The sequence below is a fragment of the Roseovarius sp. B-10 genome (genome assembly GCF_056859295.1).
On the sequence record NZ_JBSXOE010000023.1, the window covers coordinates 138853 to 164563 of the forward strand.

Sequence of the window (25711 nt, forward strand, 5' to 3'; positions counted from 1 at the left end):
AGCGATCCTTACATTTGGCTTGGCAGGTAGGTGGCCAGCGACGGAAAGACGGCAAGCAGCACGGCGCCCACCAGGAGCAGCATGAAAAACGGCAGGGTCGCCTTGCTGATCCAAAACAGATTGCGGCCGGTCATCGCCTGCAACACGAAAAGGTTGAACCCCACGGGCGGCGTTAGCATCGAGAGCTCGACGACGATGACGAGGTAGACCCCGAACCAGATCGGATCGAACCCGAAGGACCGAACGGCCGGCAGTATCACTGCGACGGTCAGCAACACGATCGAGATGCCATCCAGAAAGCAGCCCATGATCAGGAAGACCACGGTCAGACCAGCGAGAAACAGGTAAGGCGAAAGCTCGAGCGCCGTCAGCCCCCCCGCAACCGCCCGCGGGATGCCGGCGAAGCCCATCGCGATCGTCAGAAACGCCGCGCCGCAGAGAATGAACGCGATCATGCAGGACGTGACGGTTGCGCCCAGCAATGATTTGCGGAAACCGTCCCAGTTCAGCGAGCCGAAGACAGCGGACAGACCGAGCGAGCCGAGCACGCCCAGCGCGGCGGCTTCGGTCGGCGTGGCGATCCCGCCGTATATCGATCCGATCACGCTGACGATCAGCAGGACCACCGGGATCATGCGACGCCCGGTCTTGATCTTTTCCAACAACGTGTATCGCTCGACCACCTTCGGGAACCGCTTCGGTGCCACCAATCCGAGAAACATCAGGTAGCCCGAGAACATAGCGGCGATGATGATCCCCGGGATGAGACCCGCCACGAAAAGCCGCGCGATCGAAACCTCGGCTGCGGACCCGTAGACGATCATGATGATCGAGGGCGGGATCAGCAGCCCCAGCGTTCCGGAGGCAGCGAGCGACCCGATCGTCAGGCCGTGTGGATAGCCGCGCGTGTTCAGCTCCTTCAACGAGATCTTGCCCACCGTCGCGCAGGTCGCGGTCGACGACCCCGAGACTGCGGCGAAGATCGCGCTTCCGGCCACGTTAACATGCAACAGGCCGCCGGGCAGCCGCCCGATCCAAGGGGCGAGACCGTGAAACAGATCCTCGCTCAACCGGGTGCGCAAGAGGATCTCGCCCATCCAGATGAAGAGCGGCAGCGAGGTCAGCGTCCAACTCGCGCTCTCGCTCCAGCCGGACGTTGCCATGACCAGCCCGATGGTGCTCGGGTCCCCGAAGATGAGGAGGGTTGCAATCGCGACACCCATGAGAGAAAAGGCCACCCAAAGACCGCCGAAAAGCAGGGCGAAAAGAAGGACGATGAGGCCGATCGACCAAAAAGCGTCAAGTCCCACGGGCCACCTCCATTCCGGCTTTCTGGCCGTCCGACGCCGGTGCGGCTGCGTGGTCAGTCGCGCTGTATTCAGCGTGTTGTTCGTTGATCGCATGAGCCGGCATAGAGCCGCGCAGGGCTGACACGAGGCTGTCGGCGAGAGCCACCGCAAGGGCGAAGAGGCCGAAAGCGAGGAAGCTCTGCGGAATGTAGAGCGGGATCGCCAGAATGCCCGAAGACACGTCGCCGTAATGGATCGACTCCATGACCAGCCGCACGATGTAGGTCGTGAAGAATATCGTGATGCCCAAGGCCATGAAGAGCGCCAGGCACTCGACCACGATGCGCGCCCGGGCACCCAGATTGATGATCAGAAGCGAGACCCGGATATGGCCGCCGTTACGCAAGGTGTAGGCCAGCGCCATGAACGACGACCCGGCCATGCTGAACCCCGCGATCTCGGGCGCCGAGGGTACGATGACCCCGACGAGGCGCCCGAGAATCTGGGCAGTGACAGTCACCAGGATGGCCACCATGCATATCGCAGCGATGGTCACGCATACCCCGTAGAACCTGTCGAGACTTTTTCTCATGACTGCCACCAGTCCCTTTGGTTACTGAAGGTAAGCGTCGAGGAGCTTCTGGCCGTTCTCACCAGCGGCTTCGAGCCATTCATCGGCCATTTCCTTGCCGATGCGGGCGAGGTCTTCGTTCAGCGCCTCCGAAGGCTCCACGATCGCCACGCCATTGCTTTCGATCGTCGAAACGGCCTCCTTGCCGATCTTCTGACTCATCTCCCATCCGCGTTCCTCGGCGGCTTCGGCCGCTGCGAGGATGGCATCCTGCGTGCTTTCGTCGAGACGATCGAACGCGCGCTGGCTGACGATCACGAAGTTCTTGTTATGCCACGCGCAGGTGTCGGTGTAGACGTCGATGAAGTCCCACGACTGCGTGTTCATACCCGTGATCGGCGAGGTGATCATCGCGCTGATGACACCAGTCGCGAAGGCCTGCGGAACTTCCACCGCCTGCACGGTCGTCGGCGACGCGCCGAGCTTTTCGGCGAGCCTGGTGGTCACCGAGTTGTAGGCCCGGAACTTCACGCCCTCGAGGTCTTCGAGGCTCTCGATCGGCTCCTTGGAATAGATCGCCGTGCAAGGCCAGGCGACCGAATAGAGAAGCTTCAACCCTTCTTCGGCGAGCGCTTCCTCGAGCAGCGGTCGCTGCGCTTCGTACAGCGCGCGGGCTTCGTCGTAGCCCCGCGCAAGGAACGGGATCGAGTCCACTTCGAACAGCGGGTTTTCGTTGCCGTAGGCGGACAGCAGAATCTCGCCCGCCTGGATCTGGCCGGACGAAATCGCTCGCTTGATCTCGGGCTGCTTGTAAAGCGACTGCGCGGAGTGGACCGTGATGTCCAGTTCGCCCTCCGACCGTTCTGCGACTTCCTCGGCGAAGAACTTGACGTTCTCTGTCTGGAAATTGTCGTCAGCAAAACCTGTCGCCATGTTCCACGTCTCGGCCCAAGCGGGCACGGCGGTGCCGATCGCCAGCCCGCAGGCCAGCGTTGCGCTGATAGTCCTCTTCATCTTTTCCTCCTTTGTTTTCATTACGTTAAGTGCCGTTGAACTCGGCCTTTCTCTTCTCCAAAAACGCGGATATTCCCTCCCGCTTGTCGTCCGTCGTGTAAATCGAAGTCACGAGTGCGAACTCAAGATCGATGGCCGATGACAGGTCCATCTGCATGCCGGTGCGAACGGCCCGCTTGGCGTATTCAAGGCTGATCGGTCCACGGTCGGCATAGACCGCTGCCATCGACCTGGCCTCCTCCAGAGCACCGCCCTTGGCGGGCGTCCGGTCAATCAGTCCGATCCGGAACGCCTCGTCGGCCTCGATCGGATTTGCCGCGAATAGCATGTCCATCGCCCGGCCCGGCCCGATCAGGCGGGGCAGACGCTGCGTGCCTCCGAAACCGGCCACCGTGCCGATCCGGGCGCTTGTGATCGCATATTTCGAACCTTGAGCGCCGATGCGGATATCGCAGGCCATGGCCAGTTCCAGCCCACCGGTCATGCAGAACCCCTCGATCGCGGCGAGGACGGGTTTCGGACAAGCTTCCAGCTTGGCATTCAACCGGTTGGCGCGGCCGAAGAAGGCGTCGCCGTCGCTCACCGTCTTGACCTCCAACGCTTCGTTGAGGTCGGCCCCGGCCGAAAAGAAATCCTGTCCACCCGAAAAGATGATCGCACTTACGCTTTTGTTTTCGGCAGCGGCATCGACGGCCGTGGCCACCTCGTCCATCAACTGGAGCGACAGCGCATTGCGGCGCTCAGGCCGGTCGAAGGTAATGACTAGGGCCGGACCGTCCTGTTCGACGAGAATGGTGTCGTAGGTGCTCGTACTCATGTGATCACATCTCCCGAGATTTTTTCTGAAGCGTGCGTAGCCCCGAGGATGTCCCTCGTATGTCGGTCCACGGCAGGGCCGGGAGTGCGCACGCGGGCTGGGGTGTCGGTCAGGTTGATTGCCGTCGCGAGAGCGGGCCAGCGGCCGCGTTCGTCCTCGACCTCGAAAACCAGTTCACGGGCGCTGGTCTGGGCGCTGCGCAGCATGTCGATGGGAAGGCAGACCGGAACCCGCGCCGGGCTCGGCCCGGGGTCGGCAAGGGTCAGCTCGTAGCCGTCGTGGTCGTCGCCGCTGATTGTGAACTTCGGAAGCTGATCCGCCTCGTCGTTCCATGCCGGCGCCGTTGCCCAGGCGACGATGTCCTGCATCGACAGGTCGATCGCCTGGCCGGTGCCGCCCCTGTCGCGCCACTCGAGTGCGGCGAGCACGGCGACGGAGGCGATGGCGGCTCCCATCACGTCGGCGAGCGAAATCCCGGTCTTGACTGGAACGTCGTTGCTACGGACCTGGTCCATTAGGCCGGACATGGCCTGAACCACGGTGTCGAACGCCGGACGTCCCGGGTAGAGGCTGTCGGCGCCGAACCCCGAAATTGCGCAGGTCACGAGGCCCGGGTTGATCCGCGCCAGCGTCTTTGCGTCGAACCCACGACGAGCCAGCGCATCGGGCTTGAGGTTCTCGATCAGCACATCGGCATCGGCCAGCAGCCGGGTCAGATGCGCTCGGTCCTCCTCCACCCGCAGATCGAGGCAGACCGTGCGCTTGTCGGAATTACTGATCGTGTAGAACAGGCTTTGCCCGTGCAGGTTTGGCGCCCAACCCCGGGCGGCTTCCCCGGCCGGCGGCTCGACCTTGATCACGTCGGCACCGAGCGCGGCCATGACCCGGGCCGAGACGGGGGCTGTCGTGTAGTGACCGATCTCGATCACCTTGAGGCCCTCGAGCACACCACCCGCTGACTTCGCTCCGCCATGAGCAGGCCTGTTCCCGGCACGCGCGATCAGGGCATCGATGTCGGAACCGGGGGCCGCGCGGCCGGCGGGGTCGAGTGCGCGCCCCGGGGTGCGTGACATCAGGAACGGCGATCCCGGCAACCATGCGTCGCCAACTTTCCGTACCATGTCGCGGTGCATGAGGTTGTCTTCGCGGGGATAGCCGTCGATAGGCGCGATCGGCCCGATGGCGATACCGGCTTCGGATAGCCGCGACACGCAGTCGGCTACCGCGCGCGCGCCGATCCACGCCTGCATCAGCGCATCGACCGCATCCATTCCGGCCACGCGGTCCGCCGAGACGCGGTAACCGTCGGCTTCGGCCAGGTCGGGTCGATCGATGACCGTGCAGAGCCTGCGCCACTGCTCGTCGCTTCCCGTGCAGAGCAGCACCCAGCCATCCTGTGCCTTATAGGCGTTCCACGGTGCCGAGAGCGGATGAGCGTTCCCGATCCGCCCGAGCGGGGGCGGATCCTCCGCGGCGATGATACGGGCGAGGAAAGACGAGGTTGCGACGACCGCGCTGTCGTAGAGCGCTATGTCGAGCGACTGGCCCCCGCGCCCGAGCCGGCGCGCCCGCAACGCGGCGAGGCAGGCGACCGTTGCATTCAGGCCGGCAAGGTATTCAACGATCGGCAGGCTTGTGGCAAGTGGCGGAGCCTCCGCCAGGCCAGTTGTCTGCGCCATGCCCGTCAGCGCCTGTATCTGAGGATCCAGCCAGGGTTCGCCTGCAAGCGGACCTGACGCGCCGAACGCAGTAATATCACAGGCGATCCGGCTCTCGTGCGACCGCACTTGGCTGATCCCGTCATCCGAGGAGGAGATCACGATATCGGCGGTTTCAATCAGTCTCGCGAGGCGATCCGGCTCCGCGTTCGGAGAGAGGATCCGTTTCCCGGCCGACATGAGCCGGAGGTGCCGACCCTTGTGACTAGTCAACGGGCACCCATCCGGGGTGACGAAGATCACGTCCGCGCCGAGCTGGGCAAGCACCGAGCCACAAGTGGCAGCCCCGATGCGCGCGCCGGTCTCGACGACCAAGAGTTCCTCTAGGGCGGTATGTGACGTCGCGTTCATCCGCGAAACTTGGGGGTCCGTTTTTCACGGAATGCGGCACCCGCCTCTTTCGCTTCGTCCGTGCCGTAGTAAAGCGAGACCGCGTGATAGCCCATCTGGCCGATGCCGCGAATGTGCTCGCTGTCGGCGTTGAAACTGGCCTTGGCTATCGCGAGCGCTTTCGGACTCCGGGCGAGGATTTCCTCGCACCAGCGGTCGACCTCGGCATCGAGCGCATCGTCCGGCACGACCGCGTTCACGAGACCCATTTCGAGCGCTTCCCGGGCCGAGTACCGGCGACACAGGTACCACATCTCGCGTGCCTTCTTTTCGCCGACGATGCGCGAGAGATACGCTGTCCCGAACCCCGGATCGACGGAACCGACTTTCGGCCCGACCTGCCCGAACTGAGCGCTCTCCGAGGCGATGGTCAGGTCGCAGATTGTTGCGAGCGCATTGCCGCCCCCGATGGCATAGCCCTGAACGCGCGCAATCACCGGTTTCGGAACGTCGCGGATGGCCCCGTGTATCATTTCGAGAGGAACGCCGATCACGCCGCGTCCCGCGCGCTCGGATTTCGTGTCGGACGTATCGCCGCCGACGCAGAACGCTCGCTCGCCGGCGCCTGCCAGGACGATGACGCCGACCGAACGGTCCCATCCGGCAATGTGCAAGGCCTCGAGCAACTCGTCGTACATTCCCACGCGCAATGCGTTCAAGCTATCGGGCCGGTTCAGCGTGATCCGGGCGACACCATCGCGCGCGTCGTAAAGGATATCGCGGGAGTCGGTCATGTCAGGCACGGATGGCTGCTGTGCCAGTGATCTCGCGACCCTCGATGAGGGTCAGGATCTGGTTCGTGCCATCCGGCACAGTCAACATGCGGGCGTCACGGTAGAACTCCTCGAGCCCCATTTCACGGCTCAGCCCCATGGCGCCGTGCACTTCCATCGCGAGCGAAATCGCCCTTTGGCTGCCCGTGATCGCCCTGCGCTTCGCCATCGCCGAAACGTGGTTCGCCCGCTCGCCGTTGTCGATGCAGTTCAGGGCGTAGTAGCACAAGAGCCGTGCCGTGGTGACCTCGGCAAACGCCTCGGCCAGCAGTTCCTGAATGAGCTGGAAGCCCCCGATCGTGCGCCCGAACTGAGTGCGGTCCGAGGCGAATTGGATGGCGCTGTCGAGCGCCTTCTGCGCGAGATGCACAGCGAAGAGGCCGAAGATCGGACGGTTTGCGAGCCACGTGAGCGTCAGGATCTTCGCGGCATCGCCCGCCTTGCCCAGGGCATTGGCTTTCGGCACCCTGCAATCGTCGAGATACACCTCGGCGAGATGCCCCTGCCGCAAGCCCAGCGTGGGGATTTCTCGTGCTGTGAACTCACTTTCTTCACGGTCAATGACCAGGCGCATGAGCTTGCTGAGCCCCTTGTCGTCCTTCCCGGTCGAAACGGTGACGTTCATGAGGTCGCAGATCGACGCATTGGTGATCCACATCTTACGCCCGTTGACCAGCCAACCATCGCCGCTCTCCTCGGCCTTTGTGGTGATGCTGCGCGGGTCTGATCCGACCCCGGGCTCGGTATTGCCCGTGCAGGCGATGCGCTTCGCCTCGATGATATCGGGCAGGAAACGTTCCTGCTGCTCGCGCGTTGAGGACAAGTAAAGCCGTGCCCCGGTGCCTTCGTGCGCGATGACGGCCAGCGCGATGGCCGGAGGCAACTGTTCATAGATCAGCCCCATCGTCAGAGCGGTCATCTCGGCACCGCCGGCGCTTTCGGGAATACGGGCGGAGGTCAGTCCCTGGGCGGCACAGGTCGCGAAAATTTTGAGCATCGCCTCGCGCGGCAACGGCTCGTCCGGGTCGTGGGCCTTCATGATCGGCGCGATGTCACGCTCGACCATCTGTCGGGCCGAATCCTGAATCATCACCTGCTCGCTCGTGAGTTTGAAATCCATTCTCTTCGTCTCTCCCCGCCGGCGAGTATCCCCGGCTTCATCTCATCATCCAGCTTCGGGCAAAGCTTCGATTACCGTTGAAAAGATCAACCACAGTGTGAAGAGTCAATATAAAAAATACACTAGTATACACTTGTGTTTTTATGAACCCCTTTCTAGGCTTTCCAGAACTGAAAGGACCGGCCTAGAGCTAAACAGGAGGATTTCATGGAACGATCCGCAACTGCCACGCTTCCCGCAAGTATCGAGAAAGACGCGAAAATGCTGATCGGCGCGGATTGGATCGATGCCAGCGGCGGGGGCCGTTTCGACGTCGAAAACCCGGCGACCGAAGAATGTGTAGCGACCGTTCCTGCCGGAGAGGCGGACGACATCGACCGCGCCGTCAAAGCCGCGCGCGAGAGTTTTGAAGCCGGCGTCTGGCGTCGCAATACCGCGGTCCAGCGCGAGCGGATCATGTGGCGAATGTCCGATCTGCTATGGGCCCAGAGAGAAGAACTGGCACGCATCGAAACCATCGACTGCGGCATGCCGAACGGGGTCGCCCTACGTGCGATAGAACGGGCCATCGACGGTTTTCGATACTACGCCGGCATGTGTACCAAGATATCCGGACGCACGGTTGACATCTCGGGCCAACGGGCGGAATTCCACGCCTATTCGCAGGTTGAGCCGGTCGGTGTCGCGGGTTTGATCGTTCCGTGGAATTCCCCGCTTTCGGCGGCCCTGAACAAGGTCGCGCCAGCTCTCGCAAGCGGCTGCAGCGCGGTTCTGAAACCCGCCGAGCAGACTCCGTTAACGGCCCTTCGGCTGGGCCAGATCGCTCTGGATGCCGGGTTGCCACCCGGCGTCTTGAACGTGGTCACGGGCTTTGGTGTGCATGCCGGTGCCGCGCTGGCGAACCATCACGACGTCGACAAGGTCTCGTTCACCGGTTCGACGACGGTCGGAAAGGAACTCGTCCGGGCATCTGCAGGAAACCTGAAACGATTGAGCCTGGAACTTGGCGGCAAATCGCCCGTATTCGTCTTTCCCGACGCCGACATGCGCAAGGCGATCCCGAGGGCCGCTGCGGCGATCTTCGCGAATGCAGGGCAGGTCTGCTACGCGGGCTCGCGGCTGTTCGTGCACGAAGAGTGTTATGACGAGGTCTTGGACGGCATCGCAAAGATCGCCGCGACTACTCAATTGGGTGACGGTTTCGCGGAGACGACCCAGATGGGGCCGCTGATTTCAGCGCGGCAGGCCGACCGGGTCATGTCCTATATCGATACGGCACGACAGTCCGGGGTAGAACTCCTTGCGGGCGGCGCGCGGCCGGATGGGCCGGGTCACTTCGTGCAACCTACGGTGTTTTCCCATGTCAGCCCAGACACGCCGCTCGTCAGCGAGGAAATCTTCGGTCCGGTTCTCGCCGCGATGCCGTTCTCCGATCCGGACCACGCGGCCGCCCTCGCAAACGACACGCGCTATGGGCTTGGCGCCGGGATATTCACACAGAACCTCTCGGTGGCGCACAAGCTCGCCAGCCGAATCAAGACCGGCAACGTCTGGGTCAACTTTTACGGTGGTTCCGACAAGGCATTGCCATTCGGCGGCTACAAGGAAAGCGGATGGGGCCGAGAAGGCGGTCCCGAAGGAATTGACGCATTCCTTGAACATAAAGCCGTCTACATGAGGCTGTGAAAGGCCGCGCCGATGCACTTTCCGAACGCACTCGACGACCCGCAGGCTGAGCTGGACCGGCTGGACAGTCGCTCACGCCGCGTCGTGGTCGAGCGGGAATCACGCGTGGTCTGGCGCCTTTGGGGCCAAGGCGCGCCGTTGGTTCTGCTGCACGGAAACTTCGGAAGCTGGTCGCACTGGGTGCGAAACATCGAGCATTTCGCCGACTGTGGTTATCAAGTCCTGACCCCCGACATTCCGGGTTTCGGCGAGTCTCCCCTGCCGCCGGACGGGATCGACGCCGATGGGTTCGGATCGCTTATGGCGAACTCGTACCGGGCGCTCGGGATGCCGGGAAGACCGATCGTCGTCGGCTTTTCATTGGGCAGCACAATTGCCGGAGCGATGGCCGAGAACCTTGGCACCGATACAGCCCAGCTGATCGTGGTTTCCGCCGGTCAAATCGGCGCTCGGCGGCAGGAAATTCCACGCTTCGCGAGCTGGCGCAAGGCCGAGAGCGAACAGGCCCGCCGGGAAGCCCATGCGAACAATCTCGGCATCATGATGCTGGCAGACCCCTCGTCGATCGACCCCCTCGCGATCCACATCCAGGCCACGAACGCGCCGCACGCGAGGCTCGATACACGTCCGATCACGGCATCGCACCCTCTTCGCGACATCCTGTTCCGCCTTAGGTGTCCGATCTCCGGCATCTGGGGCGACCGAGACGCCACGATCGGCCCCTACATGGATGATCGGCATGACCTCATGAAGGATCTCGAACGACCGAGCCGTATCCGTATCATACCGGGCGCGGGACATTGGGTCAGCTATGAGCGGCCGGACAAATTCAATGCCGCATTGGACGAACTGCTCACGCGCGAAAGCTAGTCACCCGAATCTAAAGTTCGGCACATAAGTTTCGCTGTGTCCGCTGGCAGAACCGCTTGACGGATGCGAGGATTTCGTCAGCTGATTTGACCCATCGGTATGGCTTGGGGTTCTCGTTGTGCGCCTCGATGAAGGCAGTAATGTCGGCCTCCAGTTCGGCGGTGGATCGGTGGACGCCCCGTTGCAGTTGCTTGCGTGTCAACTCGGCGAACCAGCGTTCCACCTGGTTGATCCAGCTGGCCGAAGTGGGCGTGAAATGCACATGCCAGTGCGGGCGGCGCGCCAGCCACGCCTTGACGCGCGGCGTCTTGTGCGTGGCGTAGTTGTCCATCACCAGATGCACCTCCGGCCCGTCCGGCATGGCAGCGTCGATCTTTTTGAGGAAGTCGAGGAACTCGGTCGCCCGATGCCGTTTGTAGCATTTGCCGATCACCGCTCCCGTGGCGATGTCGAGCGCGGCAAAAAGCGAGGTCGTGCCGTGGCGAATGTATGTGTGGGTTCTGCGTTCGGCGACACCCGGCGCCATCGGCAGCACCGGCTGTTCGCGGTCCAGCGCCTGGATCTGTGATTTTTCGTCTACACACAGCACGATAGCCCGGTTCGGCGGCGACATGTAAAGGCCAACGATGTCCTGCACCTTGTCGACGAACAGAGGATCGGTCGAGAGTTTGAAGGTCTCGCTCCGATGCGGCTGAAGGCCGAAGGCGGCCCAGATGCGCCGGACTGTCGTATGCGACACCCGCCGCGCCCATGGGCGCGACAGCAACCCCACCAGCATACCGCCCCACATCACCGCCGCCCCCGCTTCCAGTCATCGAGCCTTGCCCAGACCGCCACCGCGATCCCGCCGAGCGCCAGCGCGATGAACACCCAGCGCAGGGTATCGAGATACGGCACCAGCGGCAGGACGGCCCCTTGAGCCTCCGCCAGCAGCTCCTGCGCAACCTCGACCCCGCCGGCCCCGATTGTGGCGACGCCCGCCGCCCCGGTGCCCCTGAGCGTCCGGCTGTCCGCCAGCACCTCGCGCGCAGGCGGCGTTTCCTCTGCAAACGGCGCCGCCCGTGCCGGGAACCGCTCACCCCACTGGCGCGAGGGGCCAAGATCGATGTGCATGAACCCCGAGCGCGGTTAGGAGCCGAAGCCGAGGAAACCCATCTCCCGCGCCTCCCGCTCGAAGGCTTCGGGGTCGTGGTTCGCCATGGAGATATCGAAGGCCGTGCCCTCCATGTGTTTCGAGGCCGGCGCGCCGCCCACGGCGCGGTTGTGCCCGGGGCTGCGATATCCCGAGCGGACGATCATCGGCTTGCCGAGCCGGTCGCGCAGCGCCTGGAGCGCATCGAGCGCGCCCTCGTGGACGAGCAGCGTGCCGGTGCCGCGGCAGGCGATCTCGGCGGGGGAGAAGTCGGGCCAGCGCCAGTCATCGGGCGCGACATCGTCATGGTGCGTGTAGAACCGGGGCATCGGTGTCTCCTTGGAACGTAAAAGGCCCGCCGAGGCGGGCCGGATGGGTGGTGCGGCGGTGTGTCGTCCGACGGGAACTCACTCGTCGGGCGGTTGCGGCGGGTTGGCCGACGGGTTTGCAGGCGGGTTTGCAGACGGCGGCGGATCGACGACCTGCGGCGGGGCGTGCTGGAAGACGGTGAAGAGCAGCTGGCGCATCTGGTAGAGGTCCTGCTCGAGGCGCGCGCGATGGGCCTGCTCGGAGGCCCTGTCCTCGGCGCGCTGGGCCTCGAGGCGCCGGATCTCCGCCGCGCGGGCGGCCTCGGCGCGCGCGCTCTCGGCTTTGAGCTCCTGTTCGAGCCGTTGCACCACGGCCTCGTTGGTAAATGCCTTGCGCGTGACCGCCACGGCGAGCCCCACGAGAGCGGTGGCGAGCGCCCCGATGGCGGCGGTGAGACCGTTCTCGCGCAGGGCCTCGGCGATCTGGGCGATGAGTGTGGGGCGATCCGTCATGGCGCGCTCAGCAATCCGATCTCGTCAGGCAGCGTGGCGTCCGTCCAGACCGCGCCGTTGCCCGGGTTCTGCGGCCAGGAGAAGATCGCCTGTTCGGGCACCGCGCTGGACAGTGCTGCGGCGCTCGCGTCATGATCGACCCCGCCGAGGCGCAGGAACCCCGCGAGGCTGCCCGGCCCGCTGGTGCCGGCCTGGGCCACGGCCTTGATGTGCACGGCGGCGATGGAAGCGCCCGACGGCCCCGTCGGCCCGGCGAGCGTCGCGCTCTGGCGCTGGCCGGCGGTGTCGCTCGACATGCGCGTGGCGATGTTGCCGTCCCCGAGGGCGGCGAGCGTGCCGGCCCACTGGCTGTGGGCGCCGGCCATGTCCGGCACCTGCCGGGCGAAGCGCCGGCCGATGGTCGGGGTGCCGTCGAGCACCGCGATATGGGCGTAATACCAGGTCGCGTCACCAAAATGGCTGTGCATGTTGGTATTGCCGAACACGGCGGAGACCGGCTTGCCCTTGCCTCCGGTGTTGGCCGCCGTGGTGCTGCTCATCAGGCCCGCGCCGTCGTAGAGCTCGATGGTGATATCGGCGCCGACGGCGACGCGCACATTGATCCAGTGAACGGTGCCCGTGCCCTTGTCGAGGCCGTTCGCGCCATCGACGACCGTGTCGCCGCTTGCCCGCGCGAAGATCGTGGGCGTGCTCTTTCGACCGCGCAGTTCTGCCACGGTGTTTCCCGAGGCATCCCGGAACGCGAGGACGGAGACGTCCTTGTAGTAGAAATCCGCGGAGGACGTACTCGGCGCGCGGAGACGGACCTGGAGCCACAGATCGCCCGCAGGCGGCGGGAAGGCGAGGCTGAAGGCCGAGCTGTGGGACCTGCCACCCGTGAACTTCACGGCGTTCACGTCGAGATCCGCGTCGAACCCCGCGGGGTCCGTGCTCATCAGCGCGGGCTCGATCCCGCCGAGATCGGCCGGCTGATGGCCGAGATGGAGGATGGTCATGGGTCAGCTCCTTTCGATCCAGAGTTCATGCGCGGCGGCGGAGGCGGCCTCTCCGCCGCCGATCTCGTGCCAGAGTTCGCCGGTCGGCAGGCCGAGTGCCGTGCCGCCACCCATCTCGTGCCAGATATCGACCGAGGCCAGGCTCAGCGCGGCCGTGCCGCCCATCTCGATCCAGTGCGAGGCCGCCTGCACGGCCACGCCATCGGCGATGCCGAGACTGTGCCCCAGCGCGATGCAGTTGCCCGGCACGGGGTAGGAGAACTGGCCGGGCAGCGAGCGCAGCGTGCCGCCCTCGCCCGGCTCGCGCCCCTGCAGGACGGGCCGGAAGTCGCCGCCCGCCGCCTCGCTCACCTCGGTGGCCGGATCGGTGGCGGGATCGCTCTGCCACGCGCCATTCACGCCGATCCAGAGCCCGCCGGAGACGGGGTCGAAGGCGAGCATCACGATGTCGCCGGCGCCATAGGCGCTGTAGGAGCCGAGCCGCGACGCGGTGTTGCCCCACACGTCGCCATTGCCGCGGTAGCAGATCGAGCCGGCATGGACCGGGTTCTCGCCGCTGTCGAAGGTCCGGCCCGGGTCGTCCAGCTGCGCCTGCGACACGACGCCCGCATAGCCATCGAACTGCGCCGGCCCGCCCGGCGCGCAGGCGATCTCCCAGTAGAAGGGGGCGGGATGCGTGCCGGGGAGCTGCTTCAGGGCCGGCACCCAGTGGCGATAGTCGGACCCGCCGCCGGTGTTGATGAGCGTCCGGTCATCCTCGGAGAGCGTGTGCCCGGCCCCGGCCTTCGCCGCGTCGAGCCGGACACCGATGCCGCCGGAGCCGTCCCCGTCGGAGCCGTCCCCGCCGGAGCCGCCGCCGCTGGCCCCGCCCATGAGCAGGCCGGCGCGCGCGAGGTAGAGTCCCGTCATCACGCCACCTCGGAGATCGCGCCCTGCACGACCCAGGCATCGGGGCCGCGCTTGTAGAGCGCCGCGCCGGACCAGCGCGCATCAATGGTGCAGGAACCGGCCGGGACGTTGTTGAGCGCCACGCCCGCGGCGGCGGCGATGGTCGTGGGGCCGGCGCCGGCCTGGGTGATGTTGATGAGGCTGCCCAGCGGGAAGGCGACGCTCGCCTCGGCGGGGATCGTCACCGTGTTGGCACCACCGGCGGTCATCTCCACGATCGCGCCCTTGTCGGCGAGCGTGAGCATGCGCGTCGTCGCGCCATCCGCGACCACTTCCGCCGCGCCCTCTGCGGGCGGCGGCAGGAAGGCGAGCGCGTCTTCGCCCGCGTTGACGCCCAGCAGGCGGCCGGCCTTGCCGGCGAGGCCCGGCAGGACGACCTGCCAGGCGGTGCCGTCGAAGCGCACCCGCTCGCCCGTATCCGCGATCCACGCCTCCCAGCCGGCGGCCGGCGTGAGATGGACCCAGTCCTCCGCGCCCGCGGGCCCGTCCCAGAGTGCGATGGCATTCGCGTTCGAGGGGGCACCTTCGGGCACGATATGGATATCCCCGGCACTGCCGGTGGCGGGCAGCGCGGTGCTGCGCGACCTGGCGACAAGCTGGACGAGCGCGGAGAGGCGGCGCAGGTCCTCGCTGACGCTGGTCCCCCAGTCGCTCTGGCCGGGATCGTAGAAGGACCGGAGCCCGAGCCCCGGCATGATGCGCTCTGGCATGTGCTACCTCGTTGCTGTCTGATCAGGAAGGCGCGCCCCAGTCCTCGCCCCAGGCCGCACCCCAGCCGGAGAGGAAGGCGAGGCGAAAGGCCCGCCCCGTGCGACTGTCGCGCGGGCTGCCATCCACGTCGCGCAATGCGAGCACGCGGATCTCGACTTCGGAGACGGCCGGCGGCGCGTCCCCGACCGGAATCTCGGCGCGCGTGATCGTGTGGCTGGTTCCCGTGCCGGCAGGGATGCGCGCCGCAACCGGCGCCATGGCCGCACCCGTTGCCGGGTCCACCCAGCGGATGTCGACGACGTAAGTCACGCCCGGCTCGGGGCCGATATCGCCGGCGGTGTAGTCGTCGAGCACCGGCCCGGTCTGCGCGAGCCGGTCGCGATGCGCCCAGCTCAGCGTCACGTCGCCCGCGAGAAGCGCCTCCCTGTCGATGCCGTAGCCGCCATTGGCCATCGCCCGCCCGGGCGGCAGGGGCCGGATGGCGCGGCCCGCGAGCGTCACGCTGTCCTCGGGCGCGAGCGCGAAGGCCAGCGTCCCGCGCCCGGTCTCGGGCAGCAGCCGGACGGCGAGGGTCTCGCCCGCCGCATAGGCGCCGTCGGTGATCCGGGCGCTGTCGTCGAAGAAGAGGACGGGCGTGCCGGCAGGATGGGCGAGCGGCACCGTGTCGAGACAGCCCCGGCCCAGGGTGATCGTGTCCGCCATGATCCCGTCGATGCGCACGAGCTCCCCGCCGATATCGGCCAGCGTGCCGATGCCGACCTCACCGAGGCCGCGCCAGTCGTTGACCGCGACGGTCCGCGCCTCCGGATCGTCGGGCATGTCCGCGGCCAGAACCGCCGAGGGCGCAAAATCCACCGCCCCGTCCTGCACCGGCCCGGTGCCGGGATCGATCCAGAGCTCGGCCGCGAGCGCATCGGCGCTCGGGCGCTCGCCGGTGGCGATGAGCGCGCCCGCGTCCGGGTCCTCCGCGAGGATGCGGTCGGCCTCGCTGTGGCCCAGCTCGCGCACCAGAAGCCAGTAGGGGGCCTCCGTGACCATGCGGTGCGCGAGCGCGCGCGGCGGGGCGGCGATGCCCGATCCCGTGGGCATGCGCCCGCCGGCGATGGCGGTGGCGCCCAGAGCGAAGACATCCTCGGCGATCTTCAGCCGGATGCCGTTGTCGCGCCCGTCGCCCTGGCCGATCTCGGAGATGCGCATGACCACATCGTCGAGCCCGCGGCGCTCCGAGCGCAGCCGGATCACGTCGCCGGGCCCGAGCCCGGCGCCGGCGCGGTTGACCACTATCTCGCCGGAGAGCAGCGGGACCGAGAGCGCGCGCAGGTCGCGCTCGGCCACGCGCACCGCCAGCCCCTGGTAGCGGAGCCCCTTGTAGTCGAGCGTGGTGGCGATGACCTGGCCCATGTCCTGCACGCGGGCGGTGTCGGTCACCGAGACCGAGCCGGGCGCGTCGGTCCAGGCATCGGTAAAGCGCACGGTGACGCTGTTGACGAGGTCCGACGGTGCGCGCCGCCCGAGACGGCCCCAGTCGACCACATTGGTCTCATCAAAAAGCGGCAGCGTGGCGGGGTCGTAATCCGCGCGGATGAGCCTGAGCTCCCACAGCCCCGTGCGCCGGTCGATGAAGAGCGTGGCGTCGATGTGGTCGAGCACGCTCACGATGAACTCTTCGATGGAGCTGTCCTGCTGCCAGATCAGCGACAGCCCGAAGCCTTCGGCAAAGAGCGTGTCCGCCGCCTCCCTGAAGCTCTCGCCGATCTCCATGTCGGCATACCCCAGGCCCCAGTCGCGGTTGGTGAGGCATTCGCGGATGATATGGGCGGGGTTCATGTCCGGCCCGTTGCCGAACGCGCCCCGGAGCGAGGCCACGAGCGCCTGGCTGTCGCCGGGCGGGATGACCGGCACGCCGTCGACGGGCGTGGTGTCGAGGCGCGCGGTATGGGTGGTATCCGACAGCGCGATGTTGAAGCCGAAGATGTCGGCGGGCGGCAGGCTGGCGATGCGCGCGAGCGCAGCCTCCACGGAGGATACCGGCGAGGGCTCCCCGTCGGTCACGAAGATGACGATCCGGCGCTTCTCGCCGCTGCCCGCGAAGAAGGCGCCGGCAGCCGCGAAGGCCGCGTCGAAACTGGTGCCGCCCGCGGTGGAGTTGGAAAGCGCCAGCATCCAGTCCTCGAGCGCGGCGTAGTCCGCGGACCCCATGTTGCGCCGCTCGATCATGTCCGCCACGGAAGAGTTCCAGAGCACGAGCGCCATGTCGTTGGGCCGGTCGGGATCGGCACCTGCGCCGATCTCGCGGATGAGTGCCGCGACGCCCGCCTTTTGCGCCGCCATGCGCGTGCCCGACATCGAGCCCGAGACATCGAGGGCGATGTAGATGGCCGCATCCGAGATGCTGGCCTCGGGCACGATGGGCGCGGTCGCGGGATACCATTGCAGGCTGCCGGCCTCGCCCGCCAGCACGCGCGTGACGCGCACCGCCCAGGGCTTCAGGTAGGGGTTGAGGCCGAGATAGACCTGCCGCAGCACGAGGCTGCAGAGCCCGCGAAACCCCGGCACTTCCGCGCCCATGCGGGCGGCCAGGTAATCGTTCGCTCCCTGGCCGGGACCGCCCATCAGCACATCGACATCGCCCACGATCCCGCCCTCGCGGCTCTCGCCGCCGAAGAGCCCCGCCTTGTCGATGCGGATGCGCCCGCCGCCCGCGCCGGCGGTGCTGGCGGCTGTTTTTCCCTCGACCACCTCGACGGACTGTGCGGGAAAGTTCAGCGTGCCGGGCAGCACGGACCAGGAGCTGGTATCCGTCGCAGGGTCATAGCCGATGCCCTGCACGGTGACGGTGTGGCGCGCCCCGTCGGCCAGCAGGAGCCGGTAGTCCTGCCCGAGGCGGACGCCCGCAAGGCGGCCCGGAAACGCGACGGTGGCGACGGTCTCGCCGGCCTGCGCCGCCGTGGCCGCCATGCCAGCAACTGCCCCGAGGCGCGTCTCCACGCCCGCGCCCGTGCCCGCAATACCGGCCCCCGTGGTTACCGACCAGGCGGTGCGGCGATCGACGAGGATCTCGCGGATGGCATCGACGGGCCCGTGGCAGAGCGCCAGGTGCATGCCCAGCGAATAGCGGAAGCCGACGGTCTGTCGCTTGCTACGCCCGCCCATCGTCGGCCTCCCTGCCAGCAGCCGCGCGGGCCGCACGGGCGGCGGCCGCCCGGATCACCGGGCGCGCGAGCGTCGCATCGGCGGCCCTGAGACGCTCGGCCGCGATGCCGTGATCGAGAAACGCCTGCCAGTCAAAGCCGTGGCGGCGAAACCACGGGCGCGCGCCGGCCATACAGTAGCGGGCCGTGCGCAGGTCCTGCACGGTGACACGGAGGGGCGTCGCTGCGCTGTGATCGGGCGTCGTCACTTCTTGCCGCCTTTCTTGCGGATGGGATCGACACGCAGGTCCCCGGCCCAGACCACGTTGGGCCCGGTGATGAGCACGGTGCCGAAGACGACCGGGATCGGCCGGCCTTCCTCCGCCGTGGGCAGCGTGAAATCGTCGAGCCCCGCGGCCTGCGGCGTGTCGGTCTTCGGCCGCGGCCCGAGCGCATAGGACACCGCCGAGAGTACCAGCCCGAGCACGAGCCGCGCGATGAAGGTCCAGGCCATGGGGATATGCCGTTACGTTTGGGTATGACCGCCTCGGGCCACCCGCGCGGCCGCAGGCGACACCGGAGGCAGGGTGCGGGCGGGGGTGCGGGTGCGCGCGTCAGACGATGGAGCCGCCGCCCAGCGGGTTGCGGCCGGGGATCTCGGGAAACCCCCCGAAGTTCGCGAGATTGCCGAACTTGCCCGCGCAGGTGGTAGCGCGCAGGTCGCAACCCGGTGCGATCTCGACTGCGACGGGCAGCGGATCGCCCGTGTCGGGGTCGACCTCCGGCGTGGCCAGTGCCGCGGCCAGTTCCGGCATGGGACGCGACAGGATGAGCGTGGCGCCTGCGTGCCCGGTGATGAACCCGAGTTGCGGCCCGAACCGCAGCACCCCGCCGCGGAACCAGCCATCGGACTGGTCCGCCGCCGTGGGGATCGTGACGGCGTTGCCCACAACCTCTGTCACCGTGCCGGTCAGCCAGTAGAGCGCGATATCGAGCCCGCAGCCGCGCCCGTAAAGCGCGTGCCGGCACAGCCGCTGGTACTTCGCGCGCACGCCTGCCCGGCGCAGCGTGCTGAACACCGACTCGGCCTGCAGCAGGATCCGCAGGCCCTCGACCTCCGCGCCCACCACGCGGCCCTTCCAGTGCGCCACCGTCTCGCCCGGCACCTGTTCGTGGCCGCGGAATATGGTCAGCGTCACGGGCGTGGGGCCCATCGGCGCCAGGAACCGCCGCGCGAACGGGTGCGAGAGCGGCCAGGTCAGCTCCAGCCGCCCGCGCTCGATCTCGCTCGTCTGCACCACCTCGCCATGGGCCACCGCGGCGGGCTCCCAGGGAAACGTCTCCCCGCCGCTGCCCGTGCTGCTCCAGGCCTGCGCGCGGCTGGTGAAGCGCCAGATCTGCGCATCCTCGACAAACTGGTAGAGGAAATACGGGCGGCCCTTGGCCGCGGAGGAGTCGATGGAGGCGTAGGTCATGGGGCGGGCTCCCGAACAGGATTCATGAGAAGGCGCCCGGGTATCCCCGAAGTCAGGATTGCGAGGCCCGCGGCGTCATGCGCGACCTGTCTGTGCGCGTGCGCACAGTTCATGCGGAGCACGCCTGTCTTTGCCGATGGCTCCGGATCGCCCATATACGCATTCAACAGGCATGGAGCTTCAAATGACGTTCAGACCAGTCGCTGCTACCACCACGGCGCAACCCGCGATCGAGGGAGCCGGTGTCCATCTGCAACGCGTCTTCGGCTTCGACGATCCCGCGCTGACCGATCCGTTCCTGATGATGGACGATTTCCGCAACGACGATCCGCGACTCTATTCCCGCGGCTTTCCCTGGCATCCCCATCGCGGGATCGAGACGATTACCTATGTCCTCGAGGGCCAGGTCGAACACGCGGATTCCCTGGGCAACCGGGGGCTGCTCGGCCCCGGTAGCGTGCAGTGGATGACGGCGGGGTCGGGCATCGTGCATCAGGAGATGCCCTCGGGCGACGCTCAGGGCCGGATGCACGGCTTCCAGCTCTGGGCCAATCTTCCCGGGATGCTGAAGATGACAACGCCGAGATACCAGGATGTCCCGCAAGGCGATATCCCGGTGGAAGGCGACGACGACGGCACGATCGTGAAAGTCATCATCGGCTCCTTCTGGGGCAAAACCGGTCCCGTGGACGGTATTGCCGCCGATCCGATGCTGCTGGACATCTCGGTCCCGCCCGGCCGGCGCAAGGTCTTTGGGGTGGATACGCGGGCAAACGCCCTCGCCTACGTGTTCGCAGGTTCCGGCTCCTTCCGCGACTCGAGCGCCCCGACGGGGATCAGGGTCGAGAAGGAGTTTCGCGGGACGGAGTTGAACATCCGGGACATGAGCGGCAACCGGACCCTGGTGCGCTTTGGCGCAGGCGATGAAATCACCGTCCAGGCAGGCGATGACGGCATCCGGTTCCTGCTCATGATCGGGCACCCGATCCGCGAACCCGTGGCCTGGCACGGGCCGATCGTCATGAATACGCAGGACGAGCTGCGTGCCGCCTTTCGTGAGCTGCAGAATGGTACATTCATCAGGCAGGGCTGAGCGGGATTCTGTCGATCGGCTTCGCCCGATCCTGCCACCAAATTCCTGCGCCGCGCACCAGCCACTCTCCGCAGGCACAGTCCGGAGGCAATGGGCGATCATTGCGGCGCCTCCGGAGCGGGTGGGGTGCTCTGCCCGTCATCTGCATGCCCAACCTCGACCACCGGCACGGTCACCTCGCTCGCCACCGGGCCATGTTGGATCTCGATCCGGTCGGCCGCCGATCGCACCGCCGTCAGGAAATGCACCTTCGTACCTATCGGCACCGGCTCGCCAGGGGGCGATGACAAGGTCAGCCTGTGGTTCGCCCCCTCCTCGATGGCCGCGGTGATCGTCCGGAACCGCAAGGCCCCCGGCATCTCCAGCATGATCCGCCGCCCGACATACGCCTCGAGCGTTGCGATCGGCGCCACGCGCATCAGCACCGATCCCGAACTCATGGGACTCTGCAGCTGCAGCTCGTGCCCCCAGGTCGGCAGCCAGAAGCTCGCCTGCCGACCGCGCAGGGACCAGAGCCAGCGGCGCTGTGCCCAGCCTGCGGCTGGTCCGTGCGCCTTGAGCGTGATCGTCTCGCTGCGCTCGAAGACATCGCGCACGGGCTCCACCACGACCGGCCCGAAGCCGTTGTCCACGTATTCCACCACCCGCCGCAGGCCGGCGGTGAGCGGGCGGCGCACAAGGCTCGGGTCGGTCTGGACCGGGCGGCCGAGATAGACGGGCAGCACCAGCGGTGCGATCTCCGGCGCATCCCGCAGCAGCAGGCTTGCCGTGACCGTGCCGTCGCCCTGCCTGCGCCGCGCGATATCGACGGGCGCGGTCAGCAGGCCGTCGCGCACGGGCGTGACCGCGATGCGCCCGGCGGCGACGGACGGGCCGGGCAGCTGCGCGTCCAGCGGCTCGGCCAGGATCAGCCGGTCGGATTGAACGCTGGCGATGGCGAACGGCATCGCCACACCGCCATCCACCGCAATCGCGGCCAGCTCGCCCGCCCGGAAATCCGACAGCCCGGTGTCGAGCGGGATCTCGGTCGCCCCCTGCGCCAGATCGGTCCCCGGCTGCAGCGCCAGGTGCCAGAGTGGCAGGAGCCACGCGCCGGCAAACCCGGCGCGCGCCAGTTCCGCCGCGCGCGCCATGCCGAGCGCGCCCAGCCGGTGGCGGAGCGTGACGATCTCGCGCGGCCGGGGCCGGAGCGCGATGCGCTGTTCGCCCTCTTGGGCCTGCAGCACATCGGTGCGCCATTCCAGCACTTCCGTGACATCCTGCGCCGCTGGAAACGGCCAGAGTTCAGGCATTCAGGGCGTTCCGGTTGCGGCGGATGACATTCAGGATGGCCCGCTCGCCGGAGGGTGTGGCGAGGTAGTCGCCCACCACCGAAGGGTCGAGCACGTTGACGATGCGGGTCGGGGTCTCGCGCACCGCACCGCCCGCCTCGACGCCCAGCCGGCCGCCGCGGCCGCGCCGCAGCGGCATCACCGCCTCGGGCCCGGCCTCGCCCATCAGCCCCACACCGCGCGCCATCGGAAAGAGCGTCGGCCGGTCCACCACGCCACCCCGGGCAAAGGCATGGACCTCGCCCGCGCGGTCGAACACGCCCCCGCGCGCAAAGCCGAAGAGGTTGGCCAGGAAGCCGCCCCCACCGCCCCCGGCACCCCCGCCGGAAAAGGCGTTCAGCAGCGCGGTCTCGATCGGCTTGAAGGCAAGATTGATGAGCCGCGTGGCCAGGCTCTGCGCGATCTGCGAGACCGCGTCGGAAAAGCTGCGCCAGGACAGTTCGCCCGACGCAAGCGCGTTCTTGAGCGGCCCGGTGATGTCTTCCGCGAGCCGCTGCGCCGTCGCGCGCTGCCGCTCCGCCTGCCGCCCGATCTCGCGCATGGCGTCCTGCCAGGACTGCTTGCTCCGGTCCGCGGCCTGCGACATGGCAGCCCCCGTCGCGCGCGCGGCCTCGCCCAGCTTGCCGAGCGGGCCGCCGGTGCCACCCTTCCGGCCATCGCCGGTGCCGAGGCCGCCGGCCTGATCGATCGCGTCCCTGAGCGTCCTTGCCGCCTCGGCGGCACCGTCGAGCCCGTCCTCGGCCGCCGTCGCCCCCGCCGCAACGGTTGCGCGCAGCCGCTCCCAGGCCGCCGCGATCTCCGCACCACCGGCGACAAGGCGCCTGCCGGCCTCGGCGCGCTGCGCTGCCGCCTTACCGCGCAGGGCCTCGGCCGCGAGATCGGTCTCGTAGCTGCGCGATTGCGCCCGCACGCCCGCGCCATGAAGGCTTTCCTGCAGCCCCTGACCGATGCCGGGAATATTGCCCGCCGCCCCGGCCATGTCGCGCAGAAAGCCCGCCCATCTGCGTTGCAGCGCGGCGATCATCGCGGCAAACCCCGCCTGGATGCGTGTCCAGACCGCCTTGAGCGCCGGGCCGAGCGCGCTGGCCCCGGTCCCGATGCCTTCCCATACCCTGGCCGCGAGATCGCCCAGCAGCGTCATCGCCTCCCCGAAGCTGCCCGCCCCACGCACCAGCCTGGGGAATTGCAGCGCAAGCTCGGTCGCGGCGACGACAAGCCCGATGAAGGGCAGCCGCACCAGCACCCGCCTGAGCGCCACCAGCGCCGTAGCCGCCCCCCGCAGCCCGAGGGCAAAGGCCGCGACCCGGCCAAGGAGGCGCGCCCCGATCACGCTGGCGAAAGCGCCGGCATGGGCGGCCACACGCTCGAAGTTGCGCCCGAGCCACTCGATGGCCTGCCCGAGCGGGCCGGAGGTCTCGGCAAGAAGCGTCATGAACCCGGCCATGCGCTCGAGCGCCGGGGCGAGCGCGACCGCGAGCTGGTTCGACAGCCCCCGCCACACCAGCCCCAGCCGGGAGAGGGCGTCGTTGGTCCGCTCGATCTGGTCGGCGTCCCGTTCGGAGACCACCACGCCGAAGGCGCGCACGTCCTCGGTCGCCTGGCGCAGGATCGCGCTGTCGATCCGGCTCATGGCGATGGAGCCTTCCTCGCCGAAGAGCTGGCCTGCGACCGCCGCGCGCTCGGCCGCCGGCACGAAATCCTCGATGGCGGCGTTGATCGCGCCCACGCGCTGATCCAGCGGCAGGGCCAGTAGCTCCGAGGCCGAGAGGCCCAGCCGCTCGAGCGCCTGCGCCGCGGGACCGCCACCCGCCGCCGCCTGGCTCAGCCGCCGCGTCAGGTCTTTCGTGGCCTGCTCGATGCCCGACATCGCAACGCCGGCCAGCTCGCCCGCCCGTTCCAGCGTCTGGATCGAGGCGACCGTCGTGCCCAGCGACTGCGCGAGCTTGGCCTGCGCGTCGACGGTCTGCAGCCCCGAGCGCACCATCGCCGTGGCCGCCGCCCCGAGCGCCGCCGCCGCGATGCGCCCGACCCTTTGCAGCTGGCGGCCGAACCGGTCCAGCCGCTTGTTGGCCGCGTCGATCTCGCGCCGGACGCGCCCCAGCCCGCGCTGCCCGGCCGTGCCGATCCCCTCCAGCGCCTGGCGGACCTGCCGCCCGCCCACGGCCGCAAGCCGCACGGAGACGCGTTTTTCCGCCATTCCGGTCCTCCCGAGATGATGTCAGGCTTCAGAGCGGCTTACCGCCCCCTTGAATTATGTATCACGGCGTGATACATGCCCTCATGATCGTCAGCACGAAGGGCAAGCGCGCGGCGAACGCGGTGGCAAACCGGTTCGGCAAGGGCTTCCCGGCCGACCTGGTCAAGCGAACGCGGGCGATGCTGTCGGCGCTCGATGCCGCCGTGGTCCTCGAGGATCTCCGGTTTCCGCCGGGCAATTATCTCGAGGGCCTGACGGGCGACCGGGCGGGACAGCATTCGGTGCGCATCAATGATCAGTGGCGCATCTGCTTTGTGTGGACCGATCAGGGACCGGCCGAGGTCGAGATCGTCGACTACCATTGAAAGGGCGCGACATGACACTGATGCAGAATCCCTCTCACCCCGGCGAGGTGCTCTCGGAGCTCTATCTCGGGCCGCTCGACATGAGCCCGATCACGCTTGCGAAGCGGCTTCACGTGCCGCGCACGCGGATCGAGCGGCTGGTGAAGGGCGAAACCGCGCTCACCGTGGACACCGCCATCCGGCTCGCGACGTTCTTCCGCACCACCCCCGAGTACTGGATGAACCTGCAGCGGGCATGGGATCTCGCGCGGGCGCGTGAAGACGTGGACGTCTCAGATATCACGCCCTTCGAGGCCGCTTGAGGCCGACTGCCGGTGCGCCGCCTCGACCATCCGCGCCTCGATCACCGGCAGCAGCTCGACCACCCCCACGGGGTCGATGCCGAGCGCCGCGGCCGCCGCAAGCGCGGCCGTCAGATCGAAGCCGATGACCACGCCACCCGAGACGCGCAGCTGCCCCTCGATGAGCTCCGTCAGGCGCCAGACGGCCGCCCCCTCGAAACTCTGCGGCGCGTTCAGGACTTTCGGGCAGTCCGCGCAGGTTTGCGAGCACGCTTCGCAGTAGCCTTCGCCCCCGCCGTAGACCCACGCGGCGAGGGCGCCGAGACGTTTTTTTCCTGCTCCGCGTCCAGCGCCGGCAGCAGGTACTCCTCCTGGAAGCGCTCGAAGACGGGCCAGTGTTCGAGCAGCGCGTCGATCGCCGCGGGCGTGACCTCGACGGGCGCGCCGTCCCTGTCCGCAACGCCCGTCCAGTCCACGATCGCGCGCCGCGCCACCGCGCGGGCGAAGACGTAGCCCGCCTGCTCGTCACCCGCATCCTCGGGCAGATCGCGCAGCTCCGGCTCGCCGCGCGCCGCGATCATCAGCGAGGTGGTCGCCGGCATCACCTGCACGCGCACGCCACGCCCGAGCTCGAGCCACCACGGCCCGGCCTTCATGTCGAGATGGATCATCAATACGTCTCCTCGTCGTTGATCAGCGTCGCGGTGCACATCACGCCGGCGGCAGAATCGAGCGCCGCCTGCCAGTCGAAGCTCGCCTGCACCCCCTGCGGTCCCGCGATCTCGACCCGCGGGCGCGGCAGGTAGACCTCGTGCGCGGTGAGCGTGAAGCTCTCGCCGCCAGGCAGCGCAAAGCCGAACTCGAGCGTCGAGGCGGTGCCGTTCGTCGCCTGGTCGATCAGCGTCTCATCGGCGAAGCGCAGCTCGATCTGGCCCGTGAGCGCGGCGATGGTCGGGTCGGCCCCGTCGATCCGGCCATCCGAG

Annotated in this window: 25 protein-coding genes and 2 pseudogenes; 5 read left to right on the top strand and 22 right to left on the bottom strand. The window is 67.7% G+C overall.

What is annotated here, in order from left to right; all coding sequences use genetic code 11:
• Positions 1 to 8: 8 nt before the first annotated feature.
• From AC13D8_RS05040 to AC13D8_RS05070, 7 genes are read right to left on the bottom strand one after another with little or no spacing between them, the layout of a single operon-like run.
• Positions 9 to 1310, bottom strand: coding sequence for a TRAP transporter large permease (locus tag AC13D8_RS05040; RefSeq protein WP_482967918.1), 1302 nt, complete (start codon positions 1308 to 1310; stop codon positions 9 to 11).
• Entirely contained in the window at positions 1300 to 1881 is a 582-nt protein-coding gene (locus AC13D8_RS05045; RefSeq protein WP_482967919.1) for a TRAP transporter small permease, read from the bottom strand. The genes AC13D8_RS05040 and AC13D8_RS05045 overlap by 11 nt, the downstream gene beginning before the upstream one ends.
• Before the next feature lie 21 nt (positions 1882 to 1902).
• Positions 1903 to 2874 carry a TRAP transporter substrate-binding protein gene (locus tag AC13D8_RS05050; protein ID WP_482967920.1) on the bottom strand — a complete coding sequence of 324 codons (972 nt, stop codon included), beginning with the start codon at positions 2872 to 2874 and terminating at the stop codon, positions 1903 to 1905.
• A 25-nt stretch (positions 2875 to 2899) separates the two neighbouring features.
• On the bottom strand, positions 2900 to 3691 hold the full coding sequence (locus tag AC13D8_RS05055; protein WP_482967921.1) for an enoyl-CoA hydratase/isomerase family protein: 792 nt from the start codon (positions 3689 to 3691) through the stop codon (positions 2900 to 2902).
• Positions 3688 to 5724 carry a CaiB/BaiF CoA-transferase family protein gene (locus AC13D8_RS05060; protein WP_482967922.1) on the bottom strand — a complete coding sequence of 679 codons (2037 nt, stop codon included), beginning with the start codon at positions 5722 to 5724 and terminating at the stop codon, positions 3688 to 3690. Before AC13D8_RS05060 ends, AC13D8_RS05055 begins: the two co-directional genes overlap by 4 nt.
• Before the next feature lie 32 nt (positions 5725 to 5756).
• A complete protein-coding gene (locus AC13D8_RS05065) occupies positions 5757 to 6533 on the bottom strand; it encodes an enoyl-CoA hydratase-related protein (RefSeq protein WP_482967923.1) in 777 nt (258 codons plus the stop codon).
• A 1-nt stretch (position 6534) separates the two neighbouring features.
• Positions 6535 to 7692, bottom strand: coding sequence for an acyl-CoA dehydrogenase family protein (locus AC13D8_RS05070; protein ID WP_482967924.1), 1158 nt, complete (start codon positions 7690 to 7692; stop codon positions 6535 to 6537).
• Positions 7693 to 7899: 207 nt separating this feature from the next.
• On the opposite strand from AC13D8_RS05070, the gene AC13D8_RS05075 reads away from it, so the two are divergent.
• Positions 7900 to 9378, top strand: coding sequence for an aldehyde dehydrogenase family protein (locus tag AC13D8_RS05075; protein ID WP_482967925.1), 1479 nt, complete (start codon positions 7900 to 7902; stop codon positions 9376 to 9378).
• A 12-nt stretch (positions 9379 to 9390) separates the two neighbouring features.
• Positions 9391 to 10248 (top strand): alpha/beta fold hydrolase, encoded by an 858-nt coding sequence (locus AC13D8_RS05080; RefSeq protein ID WP_482967926.1) that lies wholly within the window; start codon positions 9391 to 9393, stop codon positions 10246 to 10248.
• Positions 10249 to 10258: 10 nt separating this feature from the next.
• Here AC13D8_RS05080 and AC13D8_RS05085 read toward each other — a convergent pair.
• The 10 genes and pseudogenes from AC13D8_RS05085 to AC13D8_RS05130 all read right to left on the bottom strand — a co-directional run.
• Positions 10259 to 11008 (bottom strand): annotated as a pseudogene (locus AC13D8_RS05085) (IS630 family transposase); the annotation flags it as partial.
• Between the two features lie 29 nt (positions 11009 to 11037).
• Positions 11038 to 11709: pseudogene (locus AC13D8_RS05090) on the bottom strand (YcbK family protein).
• Between the two features lie 78 nt (positions 11710 to 11787).
• Positions 11788 to 12201 carry a hypothetical protein gene (locus tag AC13D8_RS05095; RefSeq protein ID WP_482967927.1) on the bottom strand — a complete coding sequence of 138 codons (414 nt, stop codon included), beginning with the start codon at positions 12199 to 12201 and terminating at the stop codon, positions 11788 to 11790.
• Positions 12198 to 13196, bottom strand: coding sequence for an FscB (locus tag AC13D8_RS05100; protein WP_482967928.1), 999 nt, complete (start codon positions 13194 to 13196; stop codon positions 12198 to 12200). The genes AC13D8_RS05095 and AC13D8_RS05100 overlap by 4 nt, the downstream gene beginning before the upstream one ends.
• A gap of 3 nt (positions 13197 to 13199) precedes the next feature.
• Entirely contained in the window at positions 13200 to 14105 is a 906-nt protein-coding gene (locus tag AC13D8_RS05105) for an SPRY domain-containing protein (protein WP_482967929.1), read from the bottom strand.
• Entirely contained in the window at positions 14105 to 14854 is a 750-nt protein-coding gene (locus tag AC13D8_RS05110; protein ID WP_482967930.1) for a DUF2793 domain-containing protein, read from the bottom strand. Before AC13D8_RS05110 ends, AC13D8_RS05105 begins: the two co-directional genes overlap by 1 nt.
• 22 nt (positions 14855 to 14876) lie before the next feature.
• Positions 14877 to 18008: a phage tail protein gene (locus tag AC13D8_RS05115; RefSeq protein WP_482967931.1), complete on the bottom strand. Its 3132-nt coding sequence runs from the start codon at positions 18006 to 18008 to the stop codon at positions 14877 to 14879.
• Positions 17995 to 18255, bottom strand: a complete 261-nt coding sequence (locus tag AC13D8_RS05120; protein ID WP_482967932.1) for a hypothetical protein — start codon at positions 18253 to 18255, stop codon at positions 17995 to 17997. Before AC13D8_RS05120 ends, AC13D8_RS05115 begins: the two co-directional genes overlap by 14 nt.
• Positions 18252 to 18500, bottom strand: a complete 249-nt coding sequence (locus AC13D8_RS05125) for a hypothetical protein (RefSeq protein ID WP_336429224.1) — start codon at positions 18498 to 18500, stop codon at positions 18252 to 18254. Before AC13D8_RS05125 ends, AC13D8_RS05120 begins: the two co-directional genes overlap by 4 nt.
• 100 nt (positions 18501 to 18600) lie before the next feature.
• Positions 18601 to 19461, bottom strand: coding sequence for a phage BR0599 family protein (locus AC13D8_RS05130; protein WP_482967933.1), 861 nt, complete (start codon positions 19459 to 19461; stop codon positions 18601 to 18603).
• 184 nt (positions 19462 to 19645) lie between these two features.
• Here AC13D8_RS05130 and AC13D8_RS05135 point away from each other — a divergent pair, with 184 nt between their 5' ends.
• On the top strand, positions 19646 to 20554 hold the full coding sequence (locus AC13D8_RS05135; RefSeq protein ID WP_482967934.1) for a pirin family protein: 909 nt from the start codon (positions 19646 to 19648) through the stop codon (positions 20552 to 20554).
• Positions 20555 to 20652: 98 nt separating this feature from the next.
• On the opposite strand, the gene AC13D8_RS05140 is transcribed toward AC13D8_RS05135, so the two are convergent.
• Both AC13D8_RS05140 and AC13D8_RS05145 read right to left on the bottom strand, forming a co-directional pair.
• On the bottom strand, positions 20653 to 21846 hold the full coding sequence (locus tag AC13D8_RS05140) for a hypothetical protein (RefSeq protein ID WP_482967935.1): 1194 nt from the start codon (positions 21844 to 21846) through the stop codon (positions 20653 to 20655).
• Complete coding sequence (locus AC13D8_RS05145) at positions 21839 to 24082, bottom strand: phage tail tape measure protein (protein ID WP_482967936.1); 2244 nt, start codon at positions 24080 to 24082, stop codon at positions 21839 to 21841. Before AC13D8_RS05145 ends, AC13D8_RS05140 begins: the two co-directional genes overlap by 8 nt.
• An 83-nt stretch (positions 24083 to 24165) precedes the next feature.
• On the opposite strand from AC13D8_RS05145, the gene AC13D8_RS05150 reads away from it, so the two are divergent.
• Complete coding sequence (locus AC13D8_RS05150) at positions 24166 to 24447, top strand: type II toxin-antitoxin system RelE/ParE family toxin (RefSeq protein WP_482967937.1); 282 nt, start codon at positions 24166 to 24168, stop codon at positions 24445 to 24447.
• Positions 24448 to 24458: 11 nt separating this feature from the next.
• On the top strand, positions 24459 to 24749 hold the full coding sequence (locus tag AC13D8_RS05155) for a HigA family addiction module antitoxin (RefSeq protein WP_482967938.1): 291 nt from the start codon (positions 24459 to 24461) through the stop codon (positions 24747 to 24749).
• Here the strand turns inward: AC13D8_RS05155 and AC13D8_RS05160 are convergent.
• The 3 genes from AC13D8_RS05160 to AC13D8_RS05170 all read right to left on the bottom strand — a co-directional run.
• Positions 24720 to 24881: a DUF7697 family protein gene (locus AC13D8_RS05160; protein WP_482967939.1), complete on the bottom strand. Its 162-nt coding sequence runs from the start codon at positions 24879 to 24881 to the stop codon at positions 24720 to 24722. The two genes, AC13D8_RS05155 and AC13D8_RS05160, sit on opposite strands and share 30 nt — an antisense overlap.
• A gap of 80 nt (positions 24882 to 24961) precedes the next feature.
• The gene (locus AC13D8_RS05165; protein WP_482967940.1) at positions 24962 to 25399 is read right to left on the bottom strand and encodes a hypothetical protein; all 438 of its coding nucleotides are present in this window, start codon (positions 25397 to 25399) and stop codon (positions 24962 to 24964) included.
• On the bottom strand, positions 25399 to 25711 hold a 313-nt coding region (locus AC13D8_RS05170), incomplete at its 5' end, for a phage tail tube protein (RefSeq protein ID WP_482967941.1). The genes AC13D8_RS05165 and AC13D8_RS05170, both read right to left, overlap by 1 nt.